The following is a 17,483-nucleotide window of genomic DNA, read 5'->3' on the forward strand; positions in this document are numbered from 1 at the left end:
CACGGCGATGATGAAGGCTTGAAGCGACGGAAACGCCATCTCAGACCTTCATTTGGGCAGTTGGTAATCCTCAGGCCCCATCAGGTCGAGACCGCATTCGAGGTTCTCGATCCAGTAGAGGAAGGCGCTGATCATCTCCGGGCCGACGAAGGGCCGGCCATGCTGCGGCACGATCATCGCCACGTCCATCTGCCGCACCATCGCCGCCCACAGCCGACAGGCCTTGTTACCAGCCATGTAACGCCGGTGGAACCCTTCCATGTTCGGCACATGGTTGACGAAGTCGCGCACCGGCGTGGCGTCATCCACCAGCGAGGCGCCCATGTCGCCGGAGAAGAGAATCTTGCTCACCGGGTCGTACACCTGGAAGTTACCCACCGAGTGCAGGAAGTGCGCCGGTACGGCCTTGAGCGTGCACTTGCCCAGCGGGATGCTTTGGCCCCGATCCGGCAGCGCGATGATGCGGTCGAAGGTGTTGATGCCGCGGCTCAGCACCAGGTAGTTGGCGGTCAGGTGCGGCAGAAAACGCGCCCACAGCTTGGAGCAGATCACCCGCGCACGGGTGTGCAGCAGCCACTTGTCGAGCGAGGCGATGATGTCCGGGTCCTGGTGCGAGGCGAAGATGTAGGTCAGATCCTGCACCGGAATGTGCTTGGACAGCTCCAGCGACAGCGGCGTGTAGGTCAGGTCGCCGCCTGGATCGAGCAGCAGGTACTGCTCGTTGTCGGTGATCAGGAACTGGTTGGATTGCACGCCTTCGCCGCTGACCAGGTCATCGAACATCAGGCATTGGTGGCTGCCGTTATCGAACAGCACGATGGGCTCGCGGCGCATGGAAACCTCGTAGATGAATCGCGAGGCAACCTTATGCGCACACTGCCGAGAGGGTACTGATATGGATCAAGAGCCGGCGACAATCTGCCGCGCTTTCTCCAGGCGTTTGCTGCGCGCCGCCTCGGCAATGCGCAGCAAACCCTCGTCGCGCTGCCACAGCGCGGCCCAGTGCGTAGGCCCCGCGGCGAAGGCGGCGTCCAGTTCGTCAGCCAGCGCCTGCTGCTGGGCGAACAGACCGGCCAGCAGCAGGTGGGTGGTGGCGGCATTGGGCGCTTGCCGCGCCACCTCGGCGCAGCCGGCCAGCAGTGCCTGCAAACGCAACTGCAGGGATTCGGGCCAGGCGCTTTCGCGCCCGACACCGAACAGCCAGGCCGCCACTGCCGCGAGGACGTGCGCGTCTTCCAGCGTACGAAAGGGTTTGACGTAGTCGTCCCAGCCATCGCCTGCCAAACGCTCGCCCTGCGCCTGATCCAGATGCAAACGGGCATGGCCGATATCCGGCATCAGCGGCAAGGCTGGCAGCGGCTCGATGCGCACGCCGGGTGCGCCCTGGCGCACCACACCGAGGGCTAGACGCGGTGCCTGCCCTTCGCCCTCTTCGCGCACCGCTACCAGTAGCCAGTCGGCGCATTCGGCGGCGGTGACAAAATCCTTGCGACCCACGATGTGCAGACCGTCTATACGCGTGTTCATGTCCGCCGGGCGGGTGCTGCGGTTCTCCGTCACACACAGCGAGCCAGCCGTCCACGGCGCCGCCGGCCACAGCACACGTAGCGCCGCCTGATAGCCAGCGAGAAACGCCAGCCCCGGCGTAGCCGCCTGCAGGCCACCCACCAGCGCCAGCTCGAAGGGCTGTGGCGTGCCGCCTGAATGCGCCAGCAGACGGGCATACCAGTCTTCCAGCCCCGCCTCGGCAGTCAGGCGCTCGATGGGCTGAAACAGGCTCGACCAAGGCATCGCATCGGCTCCTCACAGCAGCAACTGAGCCGCCGTCACATAAGCATCAAAAAAGCTTCACGGTGGTGACACCGCAGCTACCTAGCCTGAGCTTGCCCAACAAGATCGACCGGCTGCAAGCATCCAGCCGGCACACGGAGGATCTGGCATGACTCAAACCGCTCGCCGACTGCAGGCCGAACGCCTGCAAGGCCCCGCCGCCCTGCGTGAAGCGCAGGCCCTGCGCTACCGCGTGTTCAGCGCGGAATTCGACGCCAAGCTCAACGGCGCCGAACTGGGTCTGGACATGGACGACTACGACATTCACTGCCGCCATATCGGCGTACGTGACCTGGAAAGCGGCGAGCTGGTGGCCACTACCCGCCTGCTCGACCATCAGGCGGCTGCCGGCCTTGGCCGCTACTACAGCGAAGAAGAATTCGCCCTGCACGGCCTTGCCGGTCTCGAAGGCCCAGTGCTGGAGATCGGCCGCACCTGCGTCGATGTCGCCTACCGCAACGGCGCCACCATCGCCGTGCTCTGGGGCGAGCTGGCCGAGGTGCTCAACGAAGGCGGCTACCGCTACCTGATGGGCTGCGCCAGCATCTCCATGCAGGACGGCGGCATCCAGGCGCATGCAGTCATGCAGCGCCTGCGTGAACGCTACCTGTGCACCGAGCACCTGCGTGCCGAACCGAAACACCCGCTGCCGCAGCTGGACCTACCGGGCAACGTCATCGCCGAAATGCCGCCGCTGCTCAAGGCCTACATGCGACTGGGCGCGAAGATCTGCGGTGAACCCTGCTGGGACAAGGATTTCCAGGTGGCCGACGTGTTCATCCTGCTCAAGCGCGACGAGCTGTGCCCACGCTACGCTCGGCACTTCAAGGCGGCGGTCTGAAACCCGGCCTGTAGGAGCTCGCCCCTACAGGCCGGCATGAATCACGATAATGGCCAAATGGCGCTGCCCGTGGATAATGCTGGCACTCGTCCTCAAGCGGAGGCCTCGATGGCCAAACTGCGTCTGTCCCTGCGCCTCTTTCATCTGGCCCTGGTAATCGCCTTCGGCGCCCTGCTGGCCGGCATCGTCAGCCTGTTCGAACGCGTGGTGCGGCACGACCTGATGCCGCTGCGCCAACGTCTGACCCGCTGGTTCCTGGCACGCCTGGGCGGCGCCCTGCCGTTTCGCGTACGGGTGGAGGGCGAGCTGCCCACGCAACCGATGCTGTGGGTCGCCAACCACGTGTCATGGACCGACATTCCGCTGCTGGGCGCTCTTCAGCCGCTGTCCTTTCTGTCCAAGGCGGAAGTACGCGGCTGGCCGCTGGCCGGCTGGCTGGCGCACAAGGGTGGCACGCTGTTCATCCGCCGCGGTGCAGGCGACAGCAGCCAGGTGAGCCAGCAGCTCACCCGCCACCTGCAGCAGGGCCATCACCTGCTGATCTTTCCCGAAGGCACCACCACTGACGGACTGGCCCTGCGCACCTTTCACGGTCGTCTGCTGAGTAGCGCCATCGACAGCGGCGTGGCGCTGCAACCGGTGGCCATCCGTTATTTGCGCGATGGCCAACCCTGCCCGGTGGCGCCGTTCGTGGGCGACGACGACATGCTCTCGCACCTGCTGCGCCTGCTCTCCAGCTCGGCCTGCGAGGTCGAGATCCGTCTGCTCGCGCCGATCCCCAGCGAATCACGCAGCCGCAACGAACTGGCCCGGCACAGCCAGGCCATAATCGCCAGCGCCTTGCAGTTGGATATAACCGAAGCGCAACCGGCCGCAGCCGCCTAGCCAGCCGGCGGTACGATCAAGGCGTCGCTGTCGAGCGAGGCCAGCAAGCGACTGGCAACGCTGCCCAGGAAGAAACGCGACGCCCCTTCGCGGGCATGGGTGCCGAGCACCAGCAGGTCCGCACCAGCCTGACGCAAGGCTTCGCCGATCACCCCTTCCGGCGAGCCGATCTGCACCAGCAGACGCTCGTGACTCAGGCTCACGCCGACTGCACTGAGGCGCTCCACCAGTTGCTGACGCTGCAGCTCGCGCTGATTCTCCAGCACCTCGGCGCTGATACCCGCCTCCATCATCGCGCCCGCCACGACCGGCTCGACCGCGCTGGCCACATGCAGCTCGTCGAGACTCGCCAGACCCAGCTCACGCACCCGGTTCAGGGCTTGCTGCGAGGTGCGCGAGAGGTCCATCGCCAGCAACGCATGACGGTATTCATGGGTCACCGGACCATTGACCCGCAGCACCGGCAGATGACTGCTGCGTACCACCCTCTCGAGCGTCGTGCCGACGAAGAAGTCACGCAGTGCCGACTTGCGATGCGCGCCCACCACCAGCAGGTCGGCGCCCATGCCTTGCGCGCTTTCGACAATGACCGAGGCGGCCTCGCCAGTGCCCACGATCACCCGCGGCACACTGCCCGCCTGCTCGCCGAGGCGTTCGGCCTGCGCCTGCAACAGGGTTTCCGCCTGTTGCACTTGACGTTGCACGTGCGCAGCCGGCGCATCGTCATCGATCACGTGCAGCAGGGCCCATTCGCCACCACCTTGGCGGCGGATCAATTGCACGGCGCGCTGTACCGCGTGCGCCGAACGTTCGGACAGATCGGTCGCTACCAGAATCTTGATCATCTCGTGTTCCTCCATGGGTTTAACACCGCGTTACATTCAAGCGCCTCGCGACCTCGTACTCCTTGATGCAGGTCAGGTCCGACGCGCTAAAGCGGTCTAGGTTAGTAAGGACTGCGGCGTGCGCCGGCCGTCGGCCATCGACAGGCGCAGCCGGCCCAACCAAGGAGACGCGCCCCATGGGCAATCCCACCTCACAACATAGTGACCACGCCTGGCACGGTTTGACTGCACAACAAGCGCTCGACGAGCAGCGCAGCAGTGCCAGCGGCCTCAGCCAGGAGGAAGCCGAGCAGCGCCTGCAGCGCTACGGCGCCAACCGCCTGCCGCCGCCGCAACGCCGTGGGCCGCTACTGCGCCTGCTCTATCAGTTCCACAACGTGCTGCTCTACATGATGCTGGTCGCAGCGCTGATCACCGCCCTGCTCGGCCATTGGGTCGATACCTCGGTGATCCTCGCCGCCGTGCTGATCAACGTGATCATCGGCTTCATCCAGGAAGGCAAGGCGGAGAACGCGCTGGACGCCATCCGCAGCATGCTCTCGCCCCACGCCATGGTGCTGCGTGGCGGTGAACGCCATGAAATCGATGCCGAGCGCCTGGTGCCCGGCGACATCGTGTTGCTGGTATCCGGCGACAAGGTGCCGGCCGACCTGCGCCTGATCAGCGTGAAGAACCTGCTGGTGGAAGAAGCGGCGCTGACCGGCGAATCGGTGCCGGTGGAAAAATCCGTGGCGCACTGCAACGCCGATGCCCCGCTCGGCGACCGCCGCTGCATGGCTTACTCGGGCACGCTGGTCAGTAGCGGCCAGGCCAGCGGCGTGGTGGTGGCCAGCGGCGCCGACACCGAACTCGGCCGAATCGGCGCGATGCTGCAGCAGGTGCAGGCGTTGTCCACGCCGCTGCTGCGACAGATCGAACAGTTCAGCCGCTGGCTGGCGGTGATCATCCTGATCCTGGCCTTGGCCACCTTCATCCTCGGCATCCTCTGGCACGGCCAGAATCCGGGGGAGATGTTCATGATGGTGGTGGCGCTGACCGCCTCGGCCATCCCCGAGGGTCTGCCGGCGATCATGACGGTGATCCTCGCCCTCGGCGTACAGCGCATGGCCAGCCACAATGCCATCGTCCGCCGCCTGCCGGCGGTGGAAACCCTGGGTTCGGTGACGGTGATCTGCTCGGACAAGACCGGCACCCTGACCCGCAACGAAATGACCGTGCAACGCGTGGTCAGCGCCAGCCGCATCCTCGATGTCTCCGGTGTCGGTTACGCCCCGGAAGGCGCCTTTCACCAGGACGGCAAGCTGCTTGAGCCCGACACCGAACTGCTGGAGATCGCCCGTGCCGCCCAGCTGTGCAACGACGCCCGCCTGCAACAGGACGCCGCCGGCCACTGGCAACTACATGGCGACCCGACCGAAGGCGCGCTGCTGACCCTGGCGCTGAAAAGTGGTCTCGATATCCAGTCGCTGCGCACACAATTGCCCCGCAGTGACGCGATTCCGTTCGAGTCCGAACACCGTTTCATGGCCACCCTGCACCATGACCACGCAGGCCATGGCCTGGTCTACCTCAAGGGCGCCCCCGAGCGCGTGCTGGAAATGTGCGCCAGCCAGCGCAGCGCCGACGGCGCTAACACGGCTCTGGATGCCGACTACTGGCGACGCCAGGCCACCGATCTGGCTGCCCGTGGCCTACGCCTGCTGGCCATGGCCAGCAAAACGGCACCGACCGAGCAACGCAATCTGAGCTTCGACGACGTCGAAGACGGGCTGACTCTGCTCGCGCTGGTCGGCATCATCGACCCGCCACGCGAGGAGGCCATCGCCGCCGTCGCCGAATGCCAGCGAGCCGGCATCCGGGTAGAGATGATCACTGGCGACCATGCCGAGACGGCCCGCGCCATTGGTGCGCAACTGGGCATCGGCGTCGGCCTGCCGGCGATGACCGGCGCCGAGCTGGAACTGCTCGATGACCGCCGCCTGCGCGAGGTGTTGCCCGGCGTCGAGGTATTCGCCCGCGCCAGCCCCGAGCACAAACTGCGCCTGGTGCAGGCCATGCAGGACAGCGGCGAGGTCGTGGCCATGACCGGCGACGGCGTCAACGACGCACCGGCCCTGAAGCGCGCCGACGTCGGCGTGGCGATGGGCAACAAGGGCACCGAAGCGGCCAAGGAAGCAGCCGAAGTAGTGCTGGCCGACGACAACTTCGCCACCATCGCCGGGGCCGTGCGCGAAGGTCGGGCGATCTACGACAACCTGAAGAAATTCATCTTGTTTTCCCTTCCGACCAATGGCGGCCAGTCACTGATCGTGATCTTCGCCATTCTGTTCCAGGTGGTGCTGCCACTGACGCCGGCGCAGGTGCTGTGGATCAACATGGTCACCTCCAGCACCCTGGGCCTGGCGCTGGCCTTCGAACCCAGCGAACGCGGTTTGATGCAGCGCGCCCCACGTGCGCCGAACGAGCCCCTGCTATCAGGCTTCTTCGTCTGGCGCGTGGTAATGGTTTCGCTGCTGATTGCCGGCGCGGGCATCGGCCTGTTCCTCTGGGAGCTGAAGCTCGGCAACAGCCTGGAAAGCGCCCGCACCATCGCAGTGAATGCCGTGGTGATGTGCGAGGTCTTCTACCTGTTCAACAGCCGCAGCATCTTCGGCTCGGTGCTCAACCGCGACGCTCTGTTGGGCAATCGCGCGGTGCTGGTGACCATCGCCATCTGCCTGGTGCTGCAGTTGCTGTTCACCTATGCACCACCGCTGCAGGGGGTATTCGGCTCGGTCGGCCTGAGCCTGGAGGAATGGTTGCGAGTACTGCTGGCAGGCCTGACGCTGTTCGCCGTGGCGAAGCTGGAGAAATGGGTGGTGCGGCGCTTTGGCCTGCATGCCCAGGCGGCCTGAACCGCTGGAGGAGAGGTTGCAGTGATGGTCGTCGCGGCTGAAGCCCCTCCCACAGCGCCCCACGCGAAACCTGGTGGGAGGCGCTTTGGCGGCGACTGTTGAGGCGGCGAAATCGCTGGTGCGCAAGGCGCACCCTACGGATGCAGGGAAACACCCGTAGGGTGCGCTGCGCGCACCGCCTCTACCCCGATGCGTTCAGTTCGGCCTCGGCAAAAGCCATCAGTTCGGGGTAGAAGGCACTGAAGTCCTCACTGAGCGGCTCGTACAACCGCTCCAGCTCGGCCAGGCTGCCGTCGAGCAACTGCGGTTTGGAGAGGCGCCGCTGCATACCGGCAATCACCTGCTCCAGCACCGCGAACTCGCGGTAGCTGCCGAGCCAGTCCTGCGCGGCCATGCGCGGTGCCATCAGTGCCAGGCGCCCGGGCAACTCGGGCTCGGCCGCCAGCACGCGATATACCCGACCGGTGAAGTGATCCAGCGGTTGCGACGCGTACGCCGACCAGTCACGGGCCAGGCAATGATCGAAGAACAGATCCAGCAGCATCCCAGCTGTTCTCCGCCGCTGCTCCGGAAAACGTGCACGAGCCCGCGCTTGCAGCGGGTGGCTGTCAGTAAAGGCATCAATGCGCCGGTGCAGGCGAATGGCCGCCTCGATTTGCGCCGGCCAGCGCCCGTTCAACGGGCCTTTGACGAAATCGCCGTAGAGGCTGCCAAGCAACTGCGGTGGTGCGTCGCCACCAAGATGGAGATGGGCCAGATAGTTCATCCCGCGAGCTTACCGCCGTGAGCAGAACAATCGAAGCCGTTGATGAGGACTATTGGAACAATCAATCTGTATATCGCTCAGAGACGATATAAGGTTCGCCACATGACGATACAGACCCACACCGCCATGGAAATCGACCTCGACGCCATCATCAAGGCCCTCGCCCATCCGGTACGCCGCGACATCCTCGACTGGCTGAAGGAGCCCGAGCTGAACTTCGCCGAACAGGATCACCCGCTGGAAATCGGCGTGTGCGCCGGCAAGATCTTTCAGCGTACGGGGCTGTCGCAATCCACCGTTTCTGCCCATCTGACCACTCTGCAACGCGCCGGTCTGGTGACCAGCCGCAAGGTTGGCCAGTGGCACTTCTTCAAGCGCAACGACGAGCTGATTCAGGTCTTCGTCGAGCGCCTCGGCCAGCAACTCTGATTTGACCTTTCCTCCGGAGAAACCACCATGCCCACACTGTTCGACCCCATCCAGATCGGCGACCTGCAGCTGAACAACCGCATCATCATGGCACCGCTGACCCGCTGCCGCGCCGACGAGGGCCGTGTGCCCAATGCGCTGATGGCCGAGTACTACACCCAGCGCGCCTCGGCCGGGCTGATCATCAGCGAAGCCACCGCTGTCACGCCGATGGGCGTGGGCTACCCGGACACCCCCGGCATCTGGTCGGATGCGCAGATTCGCGGCTGGAGCAACGTCACCCAGGCCGTACACGCCAACGGCGGCAAGATCGTCCTGCAGCTGTGGCACGTCGGCCGCATCTCCGACCCGATCTACCTGAACGGCGAGCTGCCGGTCGCCCCGAGCGCGATCCAGCCGGCCGGCCATGTCAGCCTGGTGCGCCCGATCAAGGACTACGTCACACCGCGTGCACTGGAAACCGAAGAGATCGCCGACATCGTCGAGGCCTATCGTCAGGGCGCCGAAAACGCCATGGCTGCCGGTTTCGATGGAGTGGAAATCCACGGTGCCAACGGCTACCTGCTCGACCAGTTCCTGCAGAGCAGCACCAACCAGCGCACCGACCGCTACGGCGGCAGCGTCGAAAACCGTGCGCGTCTGCTGCTGGAAGTGACCGATGCTGCGATTTCCGTGTGGGGCGCCGGTCGCGTCGGCGTGCACCTCGCGCCGCGTGCCGACTCCCACGACATGGGCGATGCCAACCGTGCCGAAACCTTCGGCTACGTCGCCCGTGAACTGGGCAAACGTGGCATCGCCTTCATCTGCGCCCGTGAGAAATCCGGCGACGACAGCCTGACACCGCAACTGAAGAAGGAATTCGGCGGCGTGTTTATCGCCAACGAGCGCTTCACCAAGGATCAGGCCAATGCCTGGCTGGCAGAAGGCAATGCCGATGCCGTGGCCTTCGGCATCCCCTTCATCGCCAACCCGGACCTGCCGCAGCGCCTGGAGCAGAACGCCGCACTGAACGAGCCGCACCCGGAAACCTTCTACGGTTCCGGCCCGGTCGGTTATATCGACTATCCGCGTCTGTAAGATCGCAGCTTAAGCACCTCCCGCAAGCGATACCCCGTGGGAGGGGCTTTAGCCGCGACCAATAAATGAACAAGCCCCGCATTGCGGGGCTTGTTCATTTAGAGAAGTGCCTTAGCGCTGATTGATCTGCTGCTGCAGATTCACCACCTGGCTCTGCAGCGTATTGATATTGCGCGTCATCTGCGCGCGGAAGGCATCGAATTCGGCGACGTTGGGGCCAGCACTAGGAGCCGGGCGATTTTCCAGCTCACTGCGCAGCACCAGCAGATCCTGCTCCAAGCTGCGAATGGATTGCGCCGGATTACCCTGCTTTTTCAGCGTCTCGATATCGCCGCCGAGAGCCTTGATACGGGTATCGAGCTTGGCCAGCTCAGCCTGGGTGGCCTTGGCATCGCCTTGCGCGGACTTCAACGTCGCCTGCTCGGTAGAGAGCGCCTGCAGACGCTTGTCGAAATCGGCGCTGGCGCCGATGCCGCTTTTTAGCTCTGTGCCCAACTGCTCGACGCGCTTGTCCAGCGCGGCTTGCGCCGTGGCACTCTGCTGTTGCTGCTTGCCCAGCTCGGCCAGACGCGTTTCCAGCTGCTTGACCTGCAGCTTGAGCGCCTCGCTACCGCTGGTGACGTTGGATTCGGTCGCCACCACCTTGCCGGAAATATCCTGAATGCGTCCTGCCGCCTCCTCGCTGATGCGCGCGAAGCTCTCCTGGGTCGCCACCAGACGCTGCTCCATCAGGCCGATCTGCTGCAGGCTCCACCAGCCCAGTCCAGCCAGAGCGAAACTCAGTGCACCAACCAGCGCCCACAGCGGCCCGGTACTGGCGCCCTTGGCTACTGGAGCCTTGCTGCTGGTAGCGCGGCTGCTGCGCGGCGCTGGCTCCTCGCGCGGCTCGGCAAACTCCTCGCGGCGCTCCGGGGTCAGGCTGGGCAGATTGTCGAGTTCGTCGTTGGCGTCGTTGCGCATGGTCGGACCTATGGTTGGAACGAATAAACAGAAATGCCGCGCAGTATACCGATTCGCCATTACACCATCAGCGTCGCGCCAAGCAGGTGCGCGATGCACCGACGAAGGGCGCGACAGGGCCATCGACTCGCCTGCAGCCCAGCAGTTCCGCAAAACATGAACTGGTACGCAGTTTGCTTTTGATCCTGTCGTGAACGCGCCGATAGAGCGTCGCTAACGAGCCAGCAGGCGGCCTGAGAAGTTCTGCAAAGCAATACAGCACAAGTTCGTGTTACAGCCGCTGGGAAGAGGCTGCTCAGATCGCGGAAGGCGTGGAACGCCGAAGCCCGTGATCCTTCAACCAATCGGGGGAAGTGGCAATGGAACTGAACAAAGAAGTACTGGACTGCATGAAAGCACTGCGTCGCCGTCTACGCGAAGAGCAGGACGTGGATATTCGCATGAGCCAGCCCAACGCGGTCATCGCCATGCTTGATGGCAGCCTGAAATCCGACGATGAAGAAACCCGCCGCCTCGGCCAACGTCTGGCCGAACTGTCCGATCAACCGCAGCGTGCAACAGTGACGCCACTGGCCGCAGTCGAGCTACCGGTCGGCACGCCAACCGGCTCGGTACGCGTCTATCGCGGCCAGCGCATCTACGCCTGAGGCCCCATCTGCGCCTGCCACCAGGTGCAGAACTCATCCAGTGCATCCCACAGGCTGGCCCGGGGCTCGTAGCCAAGGTACTCGCGGGCGCGATCGATGTTCAGGGAAAAATCCCTGGCCATCACCGCCACGCCGAGGCGAAACAGACTTGGCTCTGGCCGCCCGGGCAGTACCCGGCACACGCCTTCGTTGAGCGTCGCCGCAGCATAGGCCAGCGGGAACGGCACATGCCGCGTCACCGGCGGCAGCTCCAGGCGACGCAACACATAATTGACCACGTCCCACAGCGGCACCGGCGCGCCATTGCTGATGTTGTACACCTGACCAAGCGCCGCTCCGCCCACCTGCAACGAGCTGAGCAAAGCATCGTTGAGGTTGTGCACGTTGGTGAAGTCGACCTTGTTCAGACCATTGCCGATGATCGCCAGACGACCCTTGCGTTGCATACCGATCAAGCGCGGGAAGATGCTGGTATCGCCCGCGCCGGTGACGAAGCGCGGACGCAGGGCGATCACCTCCAGGCCGAATTCCTGCGCGGCGAACACCTGTTGTTCGGCCAGGTACTTGGTCTTGCCGTAGTGATCGGAGAAGCGTTTGGGCACCTGCTCCTCGCGGATATCGACATGGGACTTGCCATCGAAATAGATCGACGGCGAGGACAGATGCACCAGGCGCTGGACCTTCTGCTTGAGGCAGGCGTCGACGATATTCTCGGTGACCGTGACGTTGGCCTGATGAAAATGCGCGTAATCGCCCCATACGCCGACCGCGCCGGCGCAGTGCACCACCGCCTCGACATCCTGGCACAGCGTCTGGGCCAACTCGGCATCACCGAGATCGCCCTGAACGAACTCGGCACCGCGCTTGATCAGGTGCTGCACGCCCTCGGCGCGACGGCCGTTGACCCGCACGGCCAGCCCTTGCTCGAGCGCAAAACGAGCGAAGCGCCCACCGATGAAGCCACTCGCGCCAGTGACCAGAATCTTCATCGTCATCCCCTACCCTTGATTCTTGTAGTTGCCGCACTCTAGCAGTGCCATCGTCACAGCGCGCTGTCGGCGGCGGCCATAACGACGACCCGGCGGGCCGCTCACGGGTGCAACGGCACCAGCACCGACGCGGAGTGACGACGCAGTTGCTCAGTCAGTTCGCCGAGCAATTCGCCGCCATTGCGCCAGTGGTGCCAATACAACGGCACATCGATGCAGCGCTCGGGCACCAGGTCCACCAGCCTGCCGCTGGCCAGCTCTTCTCGCACCTGCAACTCCGGCACCAGGCCCCAGCCGAGGCCGCCTTCGGTCAGGCGCACGAACCCTTCGGACGAGGGGCACAGGTGATAGGCGAAGGCACCCATGACACCGAGGCTCGCCAGGTAGCGATGCTGCAACTGATCATCCGGGCCGTAGACGATGGCCGGTGCCCGCGCCAGGGTTTCGGCGCTGACGCCAGCGGCAAAATGCCGAGCAATGAAGGCCGGGCTGGCCAGCGCGCGATAACGCATCGCGCCCAGCGCCAGACTGCGCGCACCCGCCACCGGGCGCTCGGCAGCACACACGCAACCGGCCACCTCACCGGCGCGCATGCGCTTGAGACCCACTTCCTGATCTTCCACCACCAGCTCCATCAGCACTTGCTGGGCGGCGCAGAACTCGGATGTCGCCGTCGCCCACCAGGTCGCCAGGCTGTCGGCGTTGATGGCGATGCGCAGGCGCTCGGGCAAGGCCTGCTCGTCCAGCCCCGGCACCTGGCCCTGCAGGTCGCGCTCGAGCAGGCGCACCTGCTGCACGTGATTAAGCAGACGTCGGCCGGTTTCGGTTGGCGCCGGGGGCGTCGCGCGCACCAGCACCGGCTGGCCGACCCGTGCTTCGAGCAACTTGATGCGCTGCGATACCGCCGACTGCGACAGCCCCAGCACCTGCGCGGCACGTTCGAAGCCAGCCTGCTCCACCACCGCCGCCAGCGCAGCGAGAAGTTTGTAATCGAACAATCGATTTTCCTAATGAGCGATCAGTAATATTGGTTTCTCTTATACATCCGCACGCAGCAGACTCGCCAGCATTCAATCCAATCAGGAGCCTGCCATGTCCGGCGAAACCAACCTCGCGCGCCTGCTGCAGAGCATGACGCCGCGGCTCAATCCAGGTCAGTACGTGTTCTGCTGCGTCCCGACCGAGCATGACTGCAGCGGCCTGCAGCCCATCGCCAGCCTGCGCGAAACCGAAGGCCTGAGCCTGGTGTTACCGCGCGAAGTCGCCGACGCCCATGGCCTGCACTACGACTACGTCGCTGCCTGGATCACCCTTGAGGTGCATTCGTCGCTGGCTGCCGTGGGCCTCACAGCATCCTTCTCTGCCGCCCTGGCGCAGGCGGGAATCAGTTGCAACGTGGTCGCCGGCTTTCATCACGACCATATCTTCGTGCCCAGCGAGCGCGCCGAGCAGGCGCTGTCCACCTTGCGCGCCTTGTCGGCGGCGTCCATACCGGAGTCAGCATGATGTGGCAGAGCTATAGCAACGGCCTGTTGGTGGCCATCGGCCTGATCATGGCCATCGGCGCGCAGAACGCCTTCGTCCTGGCGCAGAGCCTGCGCCGCGAACACCATCTGCCGGTGGCCGCCCTGTGTATCGTCTGCGACGCCCTGCTGGTGGCCGCTGGCGTGTTCGGCCTGGCCACCCTGCTGGCGCAGAGCCCGACCTTGCTGGCCATCGCTCGCTGGGGCGGTGCTGCCTTCCTGCTTTGGTACGGCAGCCAGGCGCTGCTGCGCGCTGCGCGCCCGCAATCACTGCAAGCGGCAGGTAGCGAACCGCGCTCGCTGCGCGCGGTGCTGCTCGCAGCACTGGCGGTCACCCTGCTCAACCCGCATGTCTATCTGGATACCGTGCTGCTGATCGGCTCGCTCGGCGCCCAGCAACCAGAACCTGGCGCCTATGCCGCAGGAGCTGCCAGCGCCTCCTTTCTCTGGTTTGCCACACTGGCACTTGGCGCCGCCTGGCTTGCGCCCTGGCTGGCCAGGCCACTGACCTGGCGCCTGATCGACCTCGGCGTAGCGGCGATGATGTTCGCAGTGGCGGCGCAGTTGATTCTCGGCGCGCTGTAATCACGCATAATGCGCCGGGCTAATTACGCCAGGAGCAACAATGGATACCTTGCATGGTATGCGCGTATTCGTTCAGGTGGTCGAGCGCGGCAGCTTCACTGCCGCGGCCCAAGCACTGAATCTGTCCACCGCGCAGGTGTCGCGACTGATCGCTGATCTCGAGCAACACCTCGAGGCACGCCTGCTGCAGCGCACCACGCGGCGCCTGGCGCTAACCGAGACCGGTGAGCGTTACCTCGAGCGCTGCCGGCAGATTCTCGGCCAGATCGACGAAGCCGACGCCGAAGCACGTGGCGCGCACCGCACCCCCAGCGGTCGCCTGCGCGTGCACACCATGACCGGTCTCGGCCTGCAGCACATCACCCCGCTGATTGCCCGCTATGCCGAACATCATCCTCAGGTCGTGGTGGAACTGACCCTGGCCCAGCGCACTCCAGACCTGCTCGAAGACGGCCATGACGTGACCATCGCCTTCGCCCGCGACCTGCCTGACTCGCAACTGGTTGCGCAACGCCTGGGCGCAATCCACAGCGTCATCTGCGCGGCGCCCAGCTATCTGGCTCAATACGGCATTCCCGAACACCCGGCTGACCTGCAACGACATCGTCACCTGCGCCTGACCGACCCGCTGTATCGCGGTCAATGGGATTTCGGTGACGACCAGTTGGAGGCGCTGCCGGCCGAATGCTTCCAGGTCAACGTCGCCGAGGCCTTGGTCAAGGCAGCCCAGGCCGGCATGGGTTTCTGCCTGCTACCCTCCTTCGTCGCCAGCCAGCCGCTGCGTGAAGGGCGCCTGCTGCGCATCCTGCCGCAGCACCGGCTACGCGCACTGAACATCTATGCGATGTATCCATCGCGACGCTTTCTCGATGCCAAGACGCGCACCTGGGTAGAGTTTCTCAAGGCCGAACTGCCGCCGTTACTGCTTGGCGACGAAGCGGTGCTGGACGACGCACAACACTGGGCAAGCCCGGAGAAATTGTTGCGCGAAAGGTAATGGTCATTCACTCAAAGCGCGCTTTTTCCGACCTCGATGCCTCACTAGGATGACCTCGAACCCACGAAGAATCCCAAGAGGATCGCCCCAATGAAGAACCTTCTCACTGCCACTGTCCTGTCCCTTTCCACCCTGCTGGCCGCCCAAGCCTGCTTCGCCGAAGAGTCGGCGGCCTTCGTCGCTCATCAGCAGGCCCACCAGCAACAGCCGCACGCCACAGCCATTCAGCAGGCACAAACCGCGAGCACGCAGAACAGCGATCAGCACGGTTGAACCAGAGCTTACCTGGCGCCGGCCACGCTCCTGACCGGTGCCCCTCGGGCCGCTGAAACGGCCCTTTTTCCCGCATCGAGGCCATCATGAAACGTATCGCCTGCCTGCTCGCTTTCGGCTGCGCCGCAACCCTGGCACATGCCGAAACGCCCGAGCACTACCACTACGGCATGCACCTGGACATTGCCAAGGTCATCAGCCAGATCCTGCCGCAAGGCTGCGAAGCGGGTGAAGCCCGCATGGTCTACCTGGACTCCAAGGGCGAACAGCACACGCTTATCTACCAACGTATCGGCGAAAACTGCCGCTACTGACCACCGCAATCACCACACATCCCGGTCTTACTTGGCGCGCACGAATTCGGCACTGAAGCGCCCGCCACCCGGGCGCGTGAAGGTCTCGTACATCCGATCGCCCTCGACCCTCAGCTGCAACTCCTTCGTCGTCCGGACACCGCCAACCCAATTGGGAAAGGTGGCGCCCTCAACCCGGTTGCCGGCGAACCGTCCCTGCTCGTCGACACTGTAAGTGCCAAAGAAGCCAATGCTCGACGCCATGGCACTTCGATTCTCCTCGTCGCTGCCGCCGCCGCGCGCGTCGGATGCAAAACGCGGCGTATCGCCGTCGGTCAGCACTTCGACGAAGTGCATATCAGGCGTGAACACCAGCATGCCCTGCGGGTTTTCACCGTACGGACGCTCGACTTTTCCATCTGCCTCCAGGGTGGCGGAAACCATACGCCAGGTGCCAACCACCTGGTTGGCAGCGTGAGCCTCGGACTCGCGAGCCGTGGCGTTCAAGCTCAGCGCCAGCAAGCCGACCACCAGTAACGGCCGCGACAAGTGACGGCGCCACTGCAGCAGATCGATCCAGAGACAGGCGCGGGTATTCGATTCGCTTTTCATCAGTCATCTCCTCTAACGATGCAACCGATGGTATGGCGCGGGTCAAGCTATGATAAGACGCACCAATACGAACACCTTCGTGAAGAATACTCACCAATGAACAACGCCAGCCTCGCTGATCTCAAGGCCTTCATTCAGGTCGCTCAGCAGCGCAGTTTCCAGAAGGCTGCCGACGCCTTAGGGGTATCACGCTCCTCTCTCAGTCACGCCATCAAGGGGCTTGAACAACGCCTGGGGGTTCGCCTGCTACACCGCACCACCCGCAGCGTTGCCGTGACGGAGGCAGGAGAACACCTGCTGCAGCGCCTGACGCCATTACTCCAGGATCTGGACGACGCACTGGATGCCGTCAGCCATGGCCCCGACGAGCTCGCCGGCACCTTACGCATCAACGCCAGCAAGGGCGGCGCGCGCTGGCTGCTGGAACATGTGGTGCCGACGTTCCTGCAACGCCATCCCCATGTGGAGCTCGACCTGGTCAGCGAGGGCAGGCTGGTGGATATCGTCGCCGAGGGCTTCGACGCCGGCGCGCGCCTGGCCGAGTCAGTCCCTCAAGACATGGTGGCGGTGCCCTTCGGCGGCGAGGTGCGCTTCGTCACCGTGGCCTCACCCACCTATCTCGCCACCTTTGGGCGTCCTGGCACACCTGACGAGCTGCGCGTTCATCGCTGCATCCGCCAGCGCATGCCCAGCGGCAAGCGCTATCGCTGGGAGTTCGAGCGCGGCACGCAGCACCTCGCGCTCGACGTACCAGGCGCATTGAGCCTGGACGATAACGACCTGCTGGTCGAAGCGGCCTGCGCCGGCCAGGGCATCGCCTACGTCCCCCAGGCCTTCGCTCGCCAGGCGCTGGAGAGCGGCAAGCTGGTGCTACTTCTCGAAGACTGGACACCACCATGCCCCGGCCTGTGCCTCTACTACTCCAGCTATCGCCACGTTCCAGCGCCACTGCAGGCGTTCATCGCCATCCTCCGCGAGCAGGGATAGCGCAGCCCGCTTCCGACGACCGGGAGCCACACTGCTGCAATCCCGCGGTC

Annotated in this window: 20 protein-coding genes; 12 read left to right on the forward strand and 8 right to left on the reverse strand. The window is 64.6% G+C overall.

Going from position 1 to position 17,483, the window contains the following annotated elements; genetic code table 11:
- Positions 1-48: 48 nt before the first annotated feature.
- Both CDO35_RS01805 and CDO35_RS01810 read right to left on the reverse strand, forming a co-directional pair.
- The gene (locus CDO35_RS01805) at positions 49-834 is read right to left on the reverse strand and encodes an oxygen-binding di-iron domain-containing protein (RefSeq protein WP_099522302.1); all 786 of its coding nucleotides are present in this window, start codon (positions 832-834) and stop codon (positions 49-51) included.
- A gap of 66 nt (positions 835-900) precedes the next feature.
- On the reverse strand, positions 901-1,791 hold the full coding sequence (locus tag CDO35_RS01810) for an acyl-CoA dehydrogenase (RefSeq protein WP_099522303.1): 891 nt from the start codon (positions 1,789-1,791) through the stop codon (positions 901-903).
- Positions 1,792-1,939: 148 nt separating this feature from the next.
- Here CDO35_RS01810 and olsB point away from each other — a divergent pair, with 148 nt between their 5' ends.
- Positions 1,940-2,671 carry an L-ornithine N(alpha)-acyltransferase gene (olsB, locus tag CDO35_RS01815; RefSeq protein WP_099522304.1) on the forward strand — a complete coding sequence of 244 codons (732 nt, stop codon included), beginning with the start codon at positions 1,940-1,942 and terminating at the stop codon, positions 2,669-2,671.
- 108 nt (positions 2,672-2,779) lie between these two features.
- On the forward strand, positions 2,780-3,556 hold the full coding sequence (locus CDO35_RS01820; RefSeq protein WP_099522955.1) for a lysophospholipid acyltransferase family protein: 777 nt from the start codon (positions 2,780-2,782) through the stop codon (positions 3,554-3,556).
- On the opposite strand, the gene CDO35_RS01825 is transcribed toward CDO35_RS01820, so the two are convergent.
- Complete coding sequence (locus tag CDO35_RS01825) at positions 3,553-4,401, reverse strand: universal stress protein (RefSeq protein ID WP_099522305.1); 849 nt, start codon at positions 4,399-4,401, stop codon at positions 3,553-3,555. The genes CDO35_RS01820 and CDO35_RS01825 overlap by 4 nt on opposite strands.
- Before the next feature lie 176 nt (positions 4,402-4,577).
- On the opposite strand from CDO35_RS01825, the gene CDO35_RS01830 reads away from it, so the two are divergent.
- Positions 4,578-7,295, forward strand: coding sequence for a cation-transporting P-type ATPase (locus CDO35_RS01830; protein ID WP_099522306.1), 2,718 nt, complete (start codon positions 4,578-4,580; stop codon positions 7,293-7,295).
- Positions 7,296-7,476: 181 nt separating this feature from the next.
- On the opposite strand, the gene CDO35_RS01835 is transcribed toward CDO35_RS01830, so the two are convergent.
- Positions 7,477-8,061, reverse strand: coding sequence for an acyl carrier protein phosphodiesterase (locus CDO35_RS01835; protein WP_099522307.1), 585 nt, complete (start codon positions 8,059-8,061; stop codon positions 7,477-7,479).
- Positions 8,062-8,187: 126 nt separating this feature from the next.
- Here CDO35_RS01835 and CDO35_RS01840 point away from each other — a divergent pair, with 126 nt between their 5' ends.
- Both CDO35_RS01840 and CDO35_RS01845 read left to right on the forward strand, forming a co-directional pair.
- Positions 8,188-8,490 (forward strand): ArsR/SmtB family transcription factor, encoded by a 303-nt coding sequence (locus CDO35_RS01840; protein ID WP_099522956.1) that lies wholly within the window; start codon positions 8,188-8,190, stop codon positions 8,488-8,490.
- A gap of 27 nt (positions 8,491-8,517) precedes the next feature.
- Positions 8,518-9,567, forward strand: a complete 1,050-nt coding sequence (locus tag CDO35_RS01845) for an alkene reductase (RefSeq protein ID WP_099522308.1) — start codon at positions 8,518-8,520, stop codon at positions 9,565-9,567.
- A gap of 111 nt (positions 9,568-9,678) precedes the next feature.
- Here CDO35_RS01845 and CDO35_RS01850 read toward each other — a convergent pair whose 3' ends face one another.
- Positions 9,679-10,527: an ATPase gene (locus CDO35_RS01850; protein ID WP_099522309.1), complete on the reverse strand. Its 849-nt coding sequence runs from the start codon at positions 10,525-10,527 to the stop codon at positions 9,679-9,681.
- Between the two features lie 359 nt (positions 10,528-10,886).
- Between CDO35_RS01850 and CDO35_RS01855 the strand changes: the two genes are divergently transcribed.
- Complete coding sequence (locus tag CDO35_RS01855; RefSeq protein WP_099522310.1) at positions 10,887-11,174, forward strand: hypothetical protein; 288 nt, start codon at positions 10,887-10,889, stop codon at positions 11,172-11,174.
- Here CDO35_RS01855 and CDO35_RS01860 read toward each other — a convergent pair.
- Positions 11,165-12,163, reverse strand: coding sequence for an NAD-dependent epimerase/dehydratase family protein (locus CDO35_RS01860; protein WP_099522311.1), 999 nt, complete (start codon positions 12,161-12,163; stop codon positions 11,165-11,167). The genes CDO35_RS01855 and CDO35_RS01860 overlap by 10 nt on opposite strands.
- Positions 12,164-12,264: 101 nt before the next feature.
- The gene (locus CDO35_RS01865) at positions 12,265-13,161 is read right to left on the reverse strand and encodes a LysR family transcriptional regulator ArgP (RefSeq protein ID WP_099522312.1); all 897 of its coding nucleotides are present in this window, start codon (positions 13,159-13,161) and stop codon (positions 12,265-12,267) included.
- A gap of 94 nt (positions 13,162-13,255) precedes the next feature.
- On the opposite strand from CDO35_RS01865, the gene CDO35_RS01870 reads away from it, so the two are divergent.
- The 5 genes from CDO35_RS01870 to CDO35_RS01890 all read left to right on the forward strand — a co-directional run bounded on the left by CDO35_RS01870 (position 13,256) and on the right by CDO35_RS01890 (position 15,855).
- A complete protein-coding gene (locus CDO35_RS01870) occupies positions 13,256-13,669 on the forward strand; it encodes an ACT domain-containing protein (protein WP_099522313.1) in 414 nt (137 codons plus the stop codon).
- The gene (locus tag CDO35_RS01875; RefSeq protein WP_099522314.1) at positions 13,669-14,271 is read left to right on the forward strand and encodes a LysE/ArgO family amino acid transporter; all 603 of its coding nucleotides are present in this window, start codon (positions 13,669-13,671) and stop codon (positions 14,269-14,271) included. The genes CDO35_RS01870 and CDO35_RS01875 overlap by 1 nt, the downstream gene beginning before the upstream one ends.
- Before the next feature lie 40 nt (positions 14,272-14,311).
- The gene (locus CDO35_RS01880; RefSeq protein ID WP_099522315.1) at positions 14,312-15,268 is read left to right on the forward strand and encodes a LysR family transcriptional regulator; all 957 of its coding nucleotides are present in this window, start codon (positions 14,312-14,314) and stop codon (positions 15,266-15,268) included.
- Between the two features lie 90 nt (positions 15,269-15,358).
- Positions 15,359-15,541 (forward strand): hypothetical protein, encoded by a 183-nt coding sequence (locus tag CDO35_RS01885; RefSeq protein WP_099522316.1) that lies wholly within the window; start codon positions 15,359-15,361, stop codon positions 15,539-15,541.
- A gap of 86 nt (positions 15,542-15,627) precedes the next feature.
- Positions 15,628-15,855, forward strand: a complete 228-nt coding sequence (locus tag CDO35_RS01890) for a DUF2790 domain-containing protein (protein ID WP_099522317.1) — start codon at positions 15,628-15,630, stop codon at positions 15,853-15,855.
- A 27-nt stretch (positions 15,856-15,882) separates the two neighbouring features.
- Here CDO35_RS01890 and CDO35_RS01895 read toward each other — a convergent pair whose 3' ends face one another.
- A complete protein-coding gene (locus CDO35_RS01895; RefSeq protein WP_099522318.1) occupies positions 15,883-16,446 on the reverse strand; it encodes a lipocalin-like domain-containing protein in 564 nt (187 codons plus the stop codon).
- Between the two features lie 96 nt (positions 16,447-16,542).
- On the opposite strand from CDO35_RS01895, the gene CDO35_RS01900 reads away from it, so the two are divergent.
- Positions 16,543-17,433: a LysR family transcriptional regulator gene (locus CDO35_RS01900; protein WP_099522319.1), complete on the forward strand. Its 891-nt coding sequence runs from the start codon at positions 16,543-16,545 to the stop codon at positions 17,431-17,433.
- The last annotated feature ends 50 nt before the right edge of the window (positions 17,434-17,483 follow it).

Origin of the sequence: Pseudomonas sediminis, from assembly GCF_002741105.1 — a bacterium.
Lineage (GTDB): Bacteria > Pseudomonadota > Gammaproteobacteria > Pseudomonadales > Pseudomonadaceae > Aquipseudomonas > Aquipseudomonas sediminis.